11 protein-coding genes are annotated in these 14406 nt (G+C 67.6%); 1 reads left to right on the forward strand and 10 read right to left on the reverse strand.

Annotated features, from left to right (window positions below):
• The 10 genes from AC5JDC_RS19870 to AC5JDC_RS19915 form a co-directional block, all read right to left on the reverse strand.
• A partial coding sequence (locus tag AC5JDC_RS19870; protein WP_495843912.1) for an ATP-binding cassette domain-containing protein occupies nt 1–636 on the reverse strand: 636 nt, incomplete at its 3' end.
• Complete coding sequence (locus AC5JDC_RS19875) at nt 633–1799, reverse strand: ROK family transcriptional regulator (protein WP_495843914.1); 1167 nt, start codon at nt 1797–1799, stop codon at nt 633–635. The genes AC5JDC_RS19870 and AC5JDC_RS19875, both read right to left, overlap by 4 nt.
• Nucleotides 1800–2076: 277 nt before the next feature.
• Nucleotides 2077–2862 carry an SDR family NAD(P)-dependent oxidoreductase gene (locus AC5JDC_RS19880; protein ID WP_495843916.1) on the reverse strand — a complete coding sequence of 262 codons (786 nt, stop codon included), beginning with the start codon at nt 2860–2862 and terminating at the stop codon, nt 2077–2079.
• Between the two features lie 112 nt (nt 2863–2974).
• On the reverse strand, nt 2975–4366 hold the full coding sequence (locus AC5JDC_RS19885; protein ID WP_495843918.1) for an amidase: 1392 nt from the start codon (nt 4364–4366) through the stop codon (nt 2975–2977).
• Nucleotides 4367–4395: 29 nt separating this feature from the next.
• The gene (locus AC5JDC_RS19890) at nt 4396–5382 is read right to left on the reverse strand and encodes a sugar ABC transporter substrate-binding protein (protein WP_495843920.1); all 987 of its coding nucleotides are present in this window, start codon (nt 5380–5382) and stop codon (nt 4396–4398) included.
• Between the two features lie 179 nt (nt 5383–5561).
• Nucleotides 5562–6563 carry an ABC transporter permease gene (locus AC5JDC_RS19895; protein ID WP_207770966.1) on the reverse strand — a complete coding sequence of 334 codons (1002 nt, stop codon included), beginning with the start codon at nt 6561–6563 and terminating at the stop codon, nt 5562–5564.
• Nucleotides 6564–6589: 26 nt separating this feature from the next.
• Complete coding sequence (locus AC5JDC_RS19900) at nt 6590–8185, reverse strand: sugar ABC transporter ATP-binding protein (protein ID WP_495843922.1); 1596 nt, start codon at nt 8183–8185, stop codon at nt 6590–6592.
• Nucleotides 8182–9807, reverse strand: coding sequence for a GMC family oxidoreductase (locus AC5JDC_RS19905; RefSeq protein WP_495843924.1), 1626 nt, complete (start codon nt 9805–9807; stop codon nt 8182–8184). Before AC5JDC_RS19905 ends, AC5JDC_RS19900 begins: the two co-directional genes overlap by 4 nt.
• Before the next feature lie 44 nt (nt 9808–9851).
• Nucleotides 9852–11465, reverse strand: a complete 1614-nt coding sequence (locus AC5JDC_RS19910; RefSeq protein WP_495843926.1) for a GMC family oxidoreductase — start codon at nt 11463–11465, stop codon at nt 9852–9854.
• Nucleotides 11466–11722: 257 nt separating this feature from the next.
• Nucleotides 11723–12637 (reverse strand): LysR substrate-binding domain-containing protein, encoded by a 915-nt coding sequence (locus AC5JDC_RS19915; protein ID WP_495843928.1) that lies wholly within the window; start codon nt 12635–12637, stop codon nt 11723–11725.
• A 147-nt stretch (nt 12638–12784) separates the two neighbouring features.
• On the opposite strand from AC5JDC_RS19915, the gene AC5JDC_RS19920 reads away from it, so the two are divergent.
• On the forward strand, nt 12785–14401 hold the full coding sequence (locus tag AC5JDC_RS19920) for an AMP-binding protein (protein WP_495843930.1): 1617 nt from the start codon (nt 12785–12787) through the stop codon (nt 14399–14401).
• The last annotated feature ends 5 nt before the right edge of the window (nt 14402–14406 follow it).

Below are 14406 nucleotides of genomic sequence, written 5' to 3' on the forward strand. Positions count from 1 at the left end.
GACCTGGAAGGCCTGCTGCATGATGTGGGTGATGATGACGACGCCGATGCCCTGGCGCGCCACCTGGCGGATCATGTCGAGGCCGCGCCGCGTCTGCTCGACGCCGAGCGCGGCGAAGGGCTCGTCCAGGAGCACGAGCTTGCCGCCCCAGTGGACGAAGCGGTTGAGCTCGATCGCCTGGCGCTGGCCGCCCGACAGATGCTCGACCTTGGTGCGCAGCGACGGGATGCGCGTGCCGGCATTGGCGAGCGCCTTGCCGACCACCGCCTCCATGGCCTTCTCGTCGAGCACGGGCACGCCCAGCACCCTGCGCGTGATCTCGCGGCCCATGAAGAAATTGGCAACGACGTCGACATTGGTGCAGAGCGACAGGTCCTGGTAGACAGTCTCGATGCCCGCCGCCTTGGCTTCGGCGGGCGTCCTCGCCAGGAACTCCTTGCCCTCGAAGAGCATGCGGCCCGACGTAGGCTCCAGGCCGCCGGAGATGATCTTCACCAAGGTCGATTTTCCGGCGCCGTTGTCGCCGAGCAGGGCGACCACCTCCCCCCTGGCGATGGAGAAGCTGACGCCTTTCAGCGCTTCGATGGCACCGTATTTCTTGGTGATGTCTTCCAGGACCAGCAGGGGCTCGCTCATGCCGCCATACCCTTTCCCTCGGAGCCGCTGTGTCCGCTCTCCTGCTCGGCGGCGAACATTTTTCCGAAGCGCGGCGACAGCACGCCCGATACGACCAGCGCGGCCGCTCCGCGCAGCACCGACTGCTGTCCGCCAAGGGCGACGATCAGGCGCGGCGTCACCCTGTCGCGACGCGCCGACACCGAATTGGGTAGCTCCTTGCCGAGTTCCGCCAGCCTTTCGAGAAGTTCGGGCGGCGCCAGGCCGCCGAGGATGACGGTCTGCGGGTCGTAGAGGTTTTCGATGGTGCTGATGGCGTTGCGGAAGATCGGCGCCACGCTGCGCAGCCAGTCCGTTTCGCCGACGCCGCTTCGGCCAAGCGCCTCCAGCGATACGTAGCGCTCCAGGCAGCCGCGATTGCCGCAAGGGCACGGCTCGCCGTCCGGCACCACCGGGATGTGGCCGATCTCGCCGGCATTGCCCCAGGCGCCGCGCAGCACCGCGCCGTCATGCACCAGGGCGCCGCCGAGGCCAACGCCGAAATAGAGATAGTAATAGTCCGAGAATTTCGTGCCGTAGCCGTAGAGCTGCTCGCCGAGCGCGGCGGTCGCCATGTCGGTGTCGAGGAAGGCAGGCAATCCCGTCGCCTCGGCCAGCCGGTCCCGGAGCGCCACGTTTTCCCAGCCCGCCATGGTGGTCGGGCCGACGAAACTCATGGTTTCCACGCCGAACGGACCGGGCAGCGCCATGCCGACGCCGAGAACGCGGCCGCCCGGCCTCGACCGGGTCAGGTCGCGCACCATGACGCGGATCAGCTCGAAGGCGCGGTCGGGCGACACGCCCGGCGCGGCGCGGCGGGTGATTTCGACGACGTTGCCACCAAGATCGATCAGCGCGGCATCGATGCCGAGCGGAGTGAGATGGATGCCGACGGCGTAGCCGCCCGCGGCGTTGATGCGCAATGTCGCCGGAGGCAGTCCCCGCCCCTTCGGTTCGTCGCGCCCGGACAGGACGAAACCCTGCTCCTCGAGCTCGCGGACGATGGTGGAGACGGTCTGGACGGTAAGGCCGACGCCCCGGGCAATGTCGGCGCGGGTCGTCGGGCCGTGCAGTCGGATCGATTCCAGCACGATCCGCCGGTTGTACGGTCGTCCGGATTCCTGATTGGTACCCCGCAGCGCCATCCCGTGCGCCCTCCCGACACGGGCAGAGTTGCACCGGGGTTCGTTTTTGTCAAACGGTTTTCAAAAATCAGAAGGCACGCCGCTGGCTGGGAAATGGCCTGCAAAATTTCATGTGCCGGCCGCACCGCCGATCCATGGAGCGGCAGCGCGCCGCCGCGATGACGGCGCTCGATGAGCCCGGGGCAGAGAATGCCGCGTCGATGATCCCCCGCGCGAGAATGGAGATGAACGTCCGGCCGGACGACGAAAGGACGAGGAATGAACCAGTCGCGGCCGATCAGCCGAAGATCGAGCGGATGGTGCCCCCGTCGGCCCGGTGGGTCACCCCGTTCATGGCCGGATTGGTGGCGAGCTGGATGACGCCGCGCCCGTGCAGCATCGGGTCGATCAGCTTCTGCGTCAGGTTGGAGGGCTGCACCTCCTTGTAGAAGTCGCGCAGCGTCTCCTCCACCGATTTTCCCTGCTGGCGGGCGAGATCGGCGAAATAGGTCTCGACGGACTCCGTTGCCGTGGTTCCCGGCATGTAGCTGTTGACGCGCACCGCGGTGCCGCGCGTCAGCTCGGCCAGCGACCGGCCGAGTCCCAGCATCGCCGTCTTGGTCACCGAATAGGGCACCATGTTGCCGATGGAGCGGATCGCCGCCTCCGACGAGATGAAGACGATGCTGCCCTCGTCGCGCGCCAGCATGTCCTTCATGACGAGGCGCGTGATACGCACGGCGGTCATGATGTTGTGCTGAAAATACTCGATCCAGCGCTCGTCGCCGACCTCGAAGAAGTCGTTGACGTCGAAGATGCCGATGTTGTTGACGAGGAAGGAGACCGGCCCGAGGCGAGCCGCGTAGCCGGCCAGCGTCTCGGCGCCTTCCGCGGTCAGCAAGTCGGCGACGACGCCGTGGGCGCGCGGGCCGATCGCCGCGGCGGCCGCCTCGATGCGCTTCTTCGAGCGGCCGTTGATGACGACGGTGGCCCCCTCGTCGTGGAACGTCCTGGCGATGGCGTTTCCGATGCCGGTGCCGCCGCCGGTCACGATCGCGATCTTGTCCGTGACGCCGAAATCCATTCCGTCCCTCCCTGCGATGTGTGTTGCGGGGCAGCATGCCTCATCGCAGCGGGCTTGCGATAGCCCGGGCTTCGCTCGACCCTGCGAATTTTGTCCGCGCCGCGTCCCGTCGCTACAGCGGGCGGCGGCGATGATGGTCGGTGACGGACTGGAAGGCGCGGGCCGCCGACAGCAGCGCCGCCTCGGCAAGGCGCGGCGCGACGAGCTGCACCGACAGCGGCATGCCGTCGGCGTCGAACCCGCCGGGAAAGGTGATGGTGGGATTGCCCGACATCGCGAACGGGCAGGTGAAGCGGTGGATGCCGTAGATGGTGTCGTCGTCGATCGTCAGCATGCGCTGCCGCGTCGGGATGGCGAAGGCGATGGCCGGCATGGCGACGAAATCGACCGTCCGCAAAGTTCGTTGAAGCTGCCCGGCATATATGGCCCGGCGCTTCTGCACGCGCTGCAGGTCGACGGCCTTAAGGCCGAGCCCGAGATCGAGCAGGGCAGCGAGCGAGCGTGAATATTGCCCGGCATCGGCCGGATAGGTCGCCTCATGCGCCAGGGCGGCCTGCGCCGCGCAGATCTCGAACCAGTCCCAGATGACCTGCTCCGCCGGCGGCAGGCTGATCTCCCGCACCGTGGCGCCGAGCGATTGGAACGTCGATAGCGCCGCCTCGACGGCCCGCACCACCGGCTGCTCGACGCGGTCGCTCATCCAGGAAGGATCGACGCCGACGACCACGCCCGCAAGTTCGGGCGGCTGCGCGGAGAAGTCGGGCACCGGCTCGATCAGCGAAGTCGGGTCGAGCGGATCTGCTCCGGCGATCACCTGGAGCAGGCAGGTCACGTCGGCGGCCGAACGCGCCATCGGCCCGATGGCGTCGAGATCGCCGGCGAGCTCGAACGCGCCGTGGCGGCTCACCCGGCCCCAGGTCGGCCGCAACCCGGTGACGCCGTTGGCCGCTGAGGGAAGGCGGATCGATCCGCCGGTGTCGGAGGCGATCGATCCGAAGCACAGCCCGGCCGCCGTGGCGACGCCGCTGCCGCCGGACGAGGCGCCGGCCCAGCGATCCGCATTCCAGGGATTGATGGGTGTGCCGTACGGTTCCAGATATTCGCCGTAGACCCCTTCGGCGACGTTGAGCTTTCCGAGGATCACCGCGCCCGCTTCATCGAGGCGCCGCACGACGGTCGCCTCCTCGGTGGCGACATGGTCGCGGCGCATCGGCATGCCCGCCGTGGTGGGCGCGCCGGCTATGTCGAGGATGTCCTTGACGGCGATCGGCACGCCGTGCAGCGGACCGAGCAGGCGCCCCGCGGCCCTCGCCCCGTCGGCCGCTTGGGCGGCCGCCAGCGCCCGATCGGCCAGCACGGTGATGTAGGCGTTGCAGCGCCCGTCCATCGCCGCGATGCGCGAGAGGCAGGCCTCGGCAAGATCCCGCGCCCGGATGTCGCCGTCGCGCAGCAGCGCGGCGACGTCCGTCAGGTCGCTGAAATGCAGCTCCGCCGTGAGATTCATGCCGGCCGGTGCCCGCCCGGGGGACGGGGCTATTTCGCCTCGGGGAATGCGGCGATCGAATAGGCGCGCTTGTCGTCCGCCACCCAGCTGTCGATGTTTTCGGAGGTGAACAGCTTCGAGGCGACGACGATCGGCTTCTGCTCGGCCGTCGGGTTGGCGATCGCCTCGTCCATGGCACGCGCCAGGGCGAAGCCGGTCGCTGGGGCATCGGGATCCCAGGTGCCGGTCAGCCGCCCTTCACGCACCGCCGCGATGGCATCGGCATCGCCGTTGATGCCGAACACCATGACCCCGTCCGTCTTGCCCGCCGCGTAGACCGACTTGCCGGCGGCGATCACCGAAGCGGAGATGCCGAGCGCGCTGGAATCGTTGTAGGCCCAGAAGACCTGCACGTCGGGAAAGCGGATCAGCTCGTCGGACGCCAGGGTGGCGGCGTTGGCGGTGGAATCCTTGGTGTTGTCGACGCGGTCGATCACTTCGAGCCCGGCAGCCTTTGCGGCTTCCGTGAAGCATTTGGCGTTGGCCATGATCGACTCCACGGGCGGGCCGCCGAACACGATCACCTTGGCGGCGGGAAGCCGCTCGGCGATCCATGCCGCCTGCTTCTCGTATGGCCCGCCGGGGTTGCAGGTGTTGACCTCCCACCAGACAGTGTTGGTGACGCCCTGCCCGACCGAGTTCACGCCGATGACCGGGACGCCCTGGGCACGGGCGCGCTCATAGGCGCCGCCGACGGCGTTGGCATCGAGCGACCAGGAGCCGATCGCCTTGGCGCCCAGCGTCAGCAGCGTGTCGACATGCGAGACCTGCCTGTCGGCGGAGAGGTTGGCATCGAGAACGCGATGTTGCCAGCCCTTCTCGGTCGCCGCCGCGCCGATGGCGGTGTTGATCAATTGCTGGCCGGGCTGGCTGGCGATCGGTGAGATGTAGCCGATGAGCGTGTCCTCGGCCTGCGCGGCGCAGGCCGTAGCATAGAGCGCGACCAGCGCGCCAAATCCGATCCTGATCTTTCCCATGATCTTCCCCTGTTCCTTGTTTTTCTGCCGGCGCGGCCGTTCCTTTCGAAAGGGCCGCCGCCGCGCCTGTGTTCATCACAGCCGAAAAACCCATTCCCATCCAATAGATTCAATCAGGCAGTCCGATGCCGGAATGCTATCGCTCGTCGAGGAACATCGCCCACGCCATACCCGCGCGGTCAGCCGATCCGGGCCTGCCGCCGGCGTCGCAGAACCTGCCGCAAGCCGCCCAGCCACACCGCCAGGATGAGGATCAGGCCGCTGACCATGCCCTGCCAGAACGAGGACACGCCGCTCAGCGTCAGCCCGTTCTGGATGACGCCGAGGAACAGCACGCCGATCATGGTGCCGAACACCCCGCCCTCGCCGCCGGTATAGGCGGTGCCGCCGATCAGCACCGCCGCCAGCACGGTGAGCAGCAGCGTCGGGTCGATCTCGGCGGAGGCCGAGGTCAGGCGTCCGACCTGCACGACGCTGCCGAGCCCGGCCATCAGGCCGGCGATGACGAAGACGAGCAGCATGATGCGCTTGACGTCGATGCCGTTGAGGCGCGCGGCTTCCGTGTTGGCGCCGATGGCATAAAGCGCCCGGCCGAACGCCGTGTAGCGCAGCACGCCGCCGGCGATCAGCAGCAGCGCCAGGTCGAAGACGAGGATGATGGGAACGGCACCGATGTTGCCGTTGACGAAGGCGCTGATCGGCGCGAAGCCGGGCGAGGAGAAGACGCTGATGCTGCCGCCGTCGTTGACGATCAGGGCAAAACTCTGGAACATCGACAGCGAGCCGAGGGTGACGACGAAGAACGAGATCTTGAAGTAGCTGATCAGCGTGCCGTTGATCGCCCCGAGAAATCCGCCGAACAGCAGCGCCGCCGGGATCGCCACATAGGCCGGCATGCCGGCGACCAGCAGCAGGCCGAGCACCATGGCGCAGGCCGCCGTGGCGCTGGCGACGGCCAGGTCGATGGCGCCGGCGATGACGACGAAAGTCGCGCCGATCGCCAGAACGAAGACGACGCTGTTCGACTTCACGATGTTCATGAGGTTGGGCCAGGTCAGGAACACCGGCTGCGTGGCCGCCACGATCGCTGAAACCAGCAACAGGCTGAACAGGGCGCCGGCGTAGCGGTTCTGCAGGATCTGCTGGAAGATCGGCGCGGCCGGCCGGCTTCGCTCCGTCATGACCGCACTCCTCGCATTCGTGGCTGTCATTTTGGTTCCTCGTATCGAGAGTCGGCGTGCGCCCTGCTGCCGGTGCCGGCGACGGCGACATGAGCGATCGCTTCCTCCGTTGCCTCGTCGCGGTTGAACTCCGCCGCCAGCCCGCCCTCGAAGAACACGGTGATGCGGTCGCAGATGCCCAGCAGTTCGGGCAGTTCGGAAGAGATGACTACGACGCCGGCACCGGCCTCGGCCGCGTCCTGCAGCATCCGGTAGATCTCGCTCTTGGCGCCGACGTCGATGCCGCGCGTCGGCTCGCTCAGCACCAGCACGCTTGGCTGCCGCGCGAAGGTGCGTCCCAGGATGACCTTCTGCTGGTTGCCGCCCGACAGGGTGGCGATCGCCACGGCGGGAGACGCGGCGGCCACGTGGTATTTCTTGACCGCGGCCTCTACCTGCGAGCGCTCGCGGCGCGTGTCGAGCAGGCCGGCCCGGCACAGCCGATCCATCCAGGCCAGCGAAAAATTCTCGAGCACGCTGCGCACCAAGAGCAGGGCCGACGATTTTCGGTCGTCGGGGACGAAGCCGATACCTGCGGCGATGGCGCTACGCGGGTCGCCGAGACGAACAGGTCGGCCGTCGACCTCAACCTCGCCAGCACCGGGGATCGCGCCGCCGAGCGCCAGGCCGAACTCGGACTTGCCCGAGCCGACCAGCCCGGCAATGCCGACGATCTCGCCGCGCCTTACCTCCAGCGAGGTCGGCCGCAATATGCCAGCCGGCGTGTGCAGGTCGCGGATGCGCAGCACCCGGTCGCCGACAGGGATGGAGCGCTTTCCATAAAAGTCGTTGATCTCGCGGCCGACCATCAGCCGCACGAGCTGGCTTTCCGTCGCCTCCGGCAGGGCGACGGTGGCGACGATATTTCCGTCGCGCAGCACCGTGGCGACGGAGGACACCGCATAGATCTCCGGCATCCTGTGGGTGATCATCAGGATCGCCATGCCGGCGTCGCGCTCCTGGCGCACGCGCTCGAGCAGCCGCGCCGTGGCGGCTTCGGACAGCGAGCTGGTGGCCTCGTCGAGGATCAGCAGGCGGGCATTGGCCGAGAGCGCGCGGGCAATCTCCACCTCCTGCCTGAACTCGACGCTGAGGTCGCCCACCCGCGCATGCGGCGAGACATGGACATCGAGCCGCGCCAGCGCCAGCGCCGCGTCCTCTTCTAGCCGCGACCAGTCGACGAGGCCGAGGCGGGTGCGCGGCAGGCGACCGAGGAAAATGTTCTCCGCCACCGTCAACGTCGGCGCCAGCGTCAACTCCTGGCTGATCATGACGATGCCCATGCCGAGCGCCGCCGCCGGGCTGTCGATCGTGCACTCCCGGCCGTCGACGAAGATGCGGCCTTCATCCGGCTTCATCATGCCGGCGATGATGCGCGACAGCGTCGATTTTCCGGAGCCGTTCTCGCCGGTCAACGCATGGACCTCGCCCGGCCGGATGGTCAGGTTGACATCGTTCAAGGCGCGCACGCCGGGGAAGCTCTTGCTTATGCCCTCCACCCGGACGAGCTCGGGCATGCCGGCGCGGGGCGGAGGCGGTGCGTCGGCCGGTTCGCGGCGCTGCTCGGCAACAGCCAGGCTCATGCGGCCCGCCCGCGGATCAGGTCCGCCGCCTTCTCGCCGATCATGATGGTGGCGGCGTTGGTGTTGCCGGACACCAGCGTCGGCATCACCGAGGCGTCGGCGACGCGCAGTCCCTCGACGCCACGCACTTTGAGTTCCGGGTCGACCACCGCCATCTCGTCGGTTCCCATCTTGCAGGTCCCGACCTGGTGCGAGACGCAGCCGCCGTTCTGTCTGAGATAGGCCTCGATCTCCGCGTCGGTCGCGGTCGGCGATCCCGGCAGGTGCTCCTCGACGACGAAGTCCGCCAGCGGCCTGCTCGCCGCCATGCGGCGGGCGAGCTTCAACCCTTCCACGGCGATGCGGCGGTCGCGCTCCTCGGCAAAATAGTTGGGCAGCAGCTTCGGCGTATCGTCCGGGCTGGCCGAGCGCAGCCTGATCTCGCCGCGGCTCAGCGGCCGCACCGGGCATAGGAAATTGGCGAAGCCGGAGAACTTGAACAGCCCGTCCTCATAATAACCGCCGCTGAAGGTCTGGAACAGGAACTGCAAGTCCGGCGACGCGGATTCCGGCAGCACCTTGGCAAACAGCCCGGCCTGCCCCGCCGGCACAGACAGCGGGCCGCTGCGCGTCAGCAGCCAGCGCAGGCCGACCTTCAATTGCCGGAAGCGGCTCAGCATCACGTCATTCATGGTGATCGGCCGGTTGCATTTCCAGGTGATCTGGCCGCCATAATGGTCCTGCAGGTTCCTGCCCACACCCGGCAGGTGGTGCAGCCACTTGATGCCGTGCCCCGCCAGCTCCTCGGCGTCGCCCAGGCCCGAAAGCATCAGCAGATGCGGCGACTTGACCGAGCCGGCGGCAAGGATGACCTCGCGCCGGGCATTGACGCGGACGATGCCGCCGCCGCGCCTGAACTCGACGCCGCTGGCCCGCCGGCCCTGGAACAGGATGCGTTCGGCATGGGCGTCAGTCGCGACCGTCAGATTGCGGCGCGCCATGGCCGGCTTCAGATAAGCGGTGGCGGCCGAGGCCCGCCTGCCCCGCCGCACGGTCGCCTGGAAATAGCCGGCGCCCTCCTGGACGGGGCCGTTGAAATCCTCGTTGCGGGAAATCCCCTGCACCGCCGCCGAGCTGATGAAGGCATCGCAGAGCGGGTTGCGCTCGGTGAGATTGGTCACCGACAGCGGGCCGCCCTTGCCGTGATAGCGGTCGGCGCCGTTCTCCTGGTCCTCGGCGCGGCGGAAATAGGGCAGCACGTCGTCATAGGACCAGCCGACATTGCCGAGCTGGCGCCAATGGTCGAAATCCTCGGCCTGGCCGCGGATGTAGATCAGGCCGTTGATCGAGGACGAACCGCCCAAAACCTTGCCGCGCGGCCAATAGATGCGGCGGCCGTCGAGTGCCGGATTGGGCTCGGTCTCGAATTTCCAGTTGACGCGGGGGTCGGTGATCGTCCTGCCGTAACCGACCGGGATATGGATCCAGAAGCTCGAATCCCTGCCGCCGGCCTCCAGCACCAGCACGGTGTTCTTGCCGTCCTCGCTCAAGCGCGCCGCCAGCACGCAGCCGGCAGAGCCGGCACCAACGATGACGTAGTCGAACATCTGCCCGTCGAGCACGGAACGCCAGCTCCCAATCATGCCTTCGCCATCGGCCGTCCGCCGCGCATCGTCCGGAAACCGCCTCAGGCCGCCTTGCCGCGGATCATGTCGGCCGCCTTCTCGGCGATCATGATCGTCGGGGCGTTGGTGTTTCCCGACACCAGCGTCGGCATGATCGACGCGTCGACCACCCGCAGCCGGTCGATGCCGCGTACCTTCAGCGTGTTGTCGACCACCGCCATCGGGTCATTGCCCATCTTGCAGGTGCCGACCTGGTGGGCGATCGAAAGTCCCGTCTCCCTGGCGTAGGCGAGCAGCTCGTCGTCGCTGCGCACGGCCGGGCCCGGCGCATATTCAGCGACGATTTGGGCGGCGATCGCCGCCTTCTCGGCCACCCGGCGCGACAGCTTCATCGCCTCGACCAGCACGCGCCGGTCGGTTTCCGAAGCGAGATAGTTGGGCTGCATCAGCGGCGTATCCTTCGGGTCGGCCGAACGCAGCGCGAGCCTGCCGCGGCTTTCCGGCCGCACCGGGCAGACCACGTTGGCGAAGCCTGAGAACTTGTGCAGGCCGGCATCGTATTCGTCGTGGCTGAAGGTCTGGAACAGGAACTGGATGTCGGGCGTCTCGACATGCGGCCCGGATCGGGCGAAGGCGCCGACCTGCGCGGCCGATATGGTGAGCGGCCCGGTGCGGAACAGCATGTATTGCAGCCCTGCCTGCACCTGCCGCAGGGGGCTGCGCATGATGTCGTTGACGGTGAGCGGCAGCCGGCTCCTGTAGGTGATGATCGCGCCGTAGTGGTCCTGCAGGTTCTCGCCGACGCCGGGCAGGTCATGGACGGGCGAGATGCCAAGCTCGGAGAGTTCGCCGGCCGTGCCGACGCCCGAAAGCAGCAGGAGTTGCGGGGAATTGATCGAGCCGCCGCTGAGGATCACCTCGCGCCGGGCCCGCACGGTGGTGCGCCGGCCGGCGCGCTCGAACACCACCCCGACGGCGCGCCGTCCGTCGAACAGGATGCGCTCGGCGAGAGCGTGGGTGACGATGCGCAGGTTGGGCCGCCGCTTGGCCGGCTTCAGATAGGCGACGGCGGCGGAGCAGCGGCGGGCGTTGCGCGTCGTGATCTGGTAATAGCCGACGCCTTCCTGCGAGGCGCCGTTGAAATCCTCGGTGCGGGGAATGCCGGCCTCGACCGCGCTGTCGATGAAGGCGTCGCACAGCGGGTTGCGCTCCTTCAGGTTGGAGACGCGCAGCGGCCCGCCGCTGCCGTGATAGGCGTCGGCTCCGTTCTCCTGGTCCTCCGCCTTCCTGAAATAGGGCAGGACGTCCTCGTAGGACCAGCCGGCGTTGCCGAGCTGGCGCCACTGGTCGTAGTCGCGCGCCTGGCCGCGGATGTAGAGCAGCCCATTGATCGAAGAGGAACCGCCCAACACCTTGCCGCGGGCCCAATACATCGGCCTGTCGGCGATCTCGGCGCCCTTCTCCGTCTCGTAGCGCCAGTTGAGGCGCGGATCGACGATGGTCTTGCCGTAGCCGATGGGGATGTGGATCCACGGATTACGGTCGGGACCGCCGGCTTCCAGCAGCGTCACCGACGTCCCGGCATCCTCGGAAAGCCGGCCGGCGAGCGTGCATCCCGCCGAACCCGCACCGACAATCACGAAATCGGTTTCAATGATCTCGACCGCATCAGCCATGAAAAGGCGTCCGTCCTCCTGCCCAGACATCGGGCACCAACCGAAAATCCGGCCGGCATCCTTCGCCATGTCCCCGCTGCGACGGCCCGTTTCCAACGGCTACGCCGTGGCGGGCCTTCAATCGTTGTGATGGTGAATGAAGCGGAGTTTACCCGGCAACTCCAATACAAAAGTTTGGGCCAATCCATACCGTTCCGGCATCGATTGAACCTCCAGGCCATCAATCTCATTATATGCACGGGGAGCGTGTGCCGCCGTCAGCCGGCCGCACCGGCGGTTTGCGCCCGGACCAGATCCAGGAACCTGTCGAGCGCCGGCAGCCCATGCCCCGTTCGGTAGACAAGGGCAAGGTCCAGCCCGACATCCAGCCCATGGACCGGGATGAGCGACAGCCCCTCCGGCCTGCGCCATTTCTGGCACTCGTTGATAAGAGCGACGCCGAGGCCGGTTGTGACCAGCGCCAGCATCTCGGCCTCGTTGTCGGCCTCGTGCACGATGTCGACAGCAACGCCGGCATTGAACAGGCCGCGGTGAAGCTCGTCGTAATAGATCGGGCTCTGACGCCGGTGGAACGAGATCAGCGGCTGTCCGGACAACTCCTTCACGTCGACAGCCTGACGGCCGGCCAGGGCCGAGTCCGACTGCACGGCCAGCAGCACCCGGTGGCGCGCGACCGGCAGCGTCGTCAGCAGCGGGTTGTTCGTCGCCGGATTGTAGAGAAAGCCGGCGTCGATCCGGCCGTCCTGGATGGCTTCCAGCTGGTCCAGCGTCGTCATCGACCGCAGCACCAGTTGAACGTCCGGGCTCAAGCGCCTGAATCCCATGATGACTTCCGGGATGGTGCCGCTCCATGCCGCGACCTCGATGAAGCCGAGCTTGAGCATTCCCGCCTCGCCGCGGCTGACGGCCTGCGTCTCGCTCACGGCATGGCCGAGGTCGAGCATGATCTTGCGGCAGTAGTCGAGAAAGGTCCGCCCGGCCGCCGACAGCCGCACGCCGCGCGGCAGGCGCTCGAACAGCGTCACGCCCAGTTCGGCTTCAAGCATCTGGATCTGGCGGCTCAGCGCCGGCTGGGCGATGTGGATCCGCTCCGAGGCGCGGCCGAAATGCTCGTCCTCGCCGACGGCGATGAAATATCGAATTTGTCTCAGGTCCATGGCGATCGATAGCAATCCACTATCCAAACCGGCAAGCAATAATATTGGACCGTCCCCTCCGCCCCCCACTACCCCTTTGGCCAGTTTCAGACGCGCTGTGTCAGTCGCCTCGGGCAGAAGAAGCCGGGTTTCGCTGCGACGGAGCGCGAAACGGGATGTCCGATGCATTCTCCATTTCTCGCCTTCGCGGAACGCGCGACGACAAAGCCGGACGCGACGTTTCTGATCGCGCCGGCGAGCGCTGCCCTGCCTTATGCACCCGAGGGTTTTCGGATTTCCTACGGCGAGGCGCTCGAATCCGTCGAGCGGCTGAGGACGCGCTTCGCCGATGCCGGCTATGGGGCTGGCTGCCGCGTTGCATTGCTGCTGGAGAACAGGCCGGACCTGCTCCTTCACTGGCTGGCCCTCAACGCGCTGGGCGTCTCGATCGTGCCGATCAACCCGGACCTGCGCCCGGCCGAGCTTGCCTACCAGCTCGACCTCGCCGGCGCCGATCTGCTGGTCACCTACGCCAGGGACGCGCCGGCGCTGCGTACCTTCTCCGACCCGCGGGTACGGGTCATCGACACGACCGACGATATCCCGCCGGCCGGCACACGAGCCGAGCGCCGGTATGGCGAGCCGCAGGACGAATGCGCGCTGCTGTTCACCTCCGGCAGCACCGGCAAGCCGAAGGGCTGCATGCTCTCCAACAGCTATTTCATGACGCTGGCGGACTGGTACGTGACTCAGGGCGGCATCGCCGAGGTCGAGGACGGCCGTGAGGTCGCGCTGACGCCGCTGCCGATGTTCCACATGAACGCGCTCGGCTGCACCGCGCTCGGCATGATCGTCAGGGGTGGCGCCATCGTGCCGCTCGACCGCTTCCATCCAAAACGCTGGTGGCGGACGGTGAAGGATTCCGAGGCGACGATCGCGCATTTCCTCGGCGTCATCCCGGCGATCCTGCTGCAGCTGCCGGAGACGCCGGAAGAGACCGCGCACAAGGTGAAATTCGCGCTCGGCCCCGGCGTCGACGCCGCCCACAAGATCGAGTTCGAGCGGCGTTACGGCATCCCAATCGTCGAGGCCTGGGCGATGACGGAGACCGGCGGCCGCGCCACGACTACCACGGCTTGCGACGACTACACGCCCGGCCAGCGCTGCATCGGCCGGCCGCGCGAAGGCATGGAGTACAGGATCGTCGGCGACGACGGTGCGCCGGTCGCCAGGGGCGAGCCCGGCGAGCTGATTGTGCGGGCCGAAGGCCCCGACCCGAGGGACGGCTTCTTCAGCGGCTACCTCAAGGAGGAGCAGGCGACCGAGGAGGCATGGACCGGCGGCTGGTTCCGCACCGGCGATCTCGTCTTCGAGGACGACAAAGGCCTGCTCTACTTCTTCGACCGCAAGAAGAGCATCGTGCGCCGCAGCGGCGAGAACATCGCCGTGCTCGAGGTCGAGGCGGCGCTGACAAGCGACGAGACGCTGAAAGCGGTGGCCGTCACGCCCGTCCCGGACGAATTGCGCGGCGAGGAGGTGTTCGCCTTCTTCGTCACGGCGAATGGTCGCCATAGCGATCCCAGGACGACGGCCGAGGAGATCGTCCGCCAGGGCGCGGCGCGCCTCTCCTACCACAAGCTGCCGGGCTACGCCGCCTTCGTCGACGACCTGCCGCTCGGCTCGACCCAAAAACTGCAGCGCGGCGAGATCAAGGCGATGGCCGCCGATCTGGTGCGGCAAGGGCTGGCCATCGATCTCAGGGATTTCAAGACGGCGCTGCGCAAGGGCGAAGGGCAATGAGCGCG

It is taken from the genome of Kumtagia sp. (genome assembly GCF_059502445.1).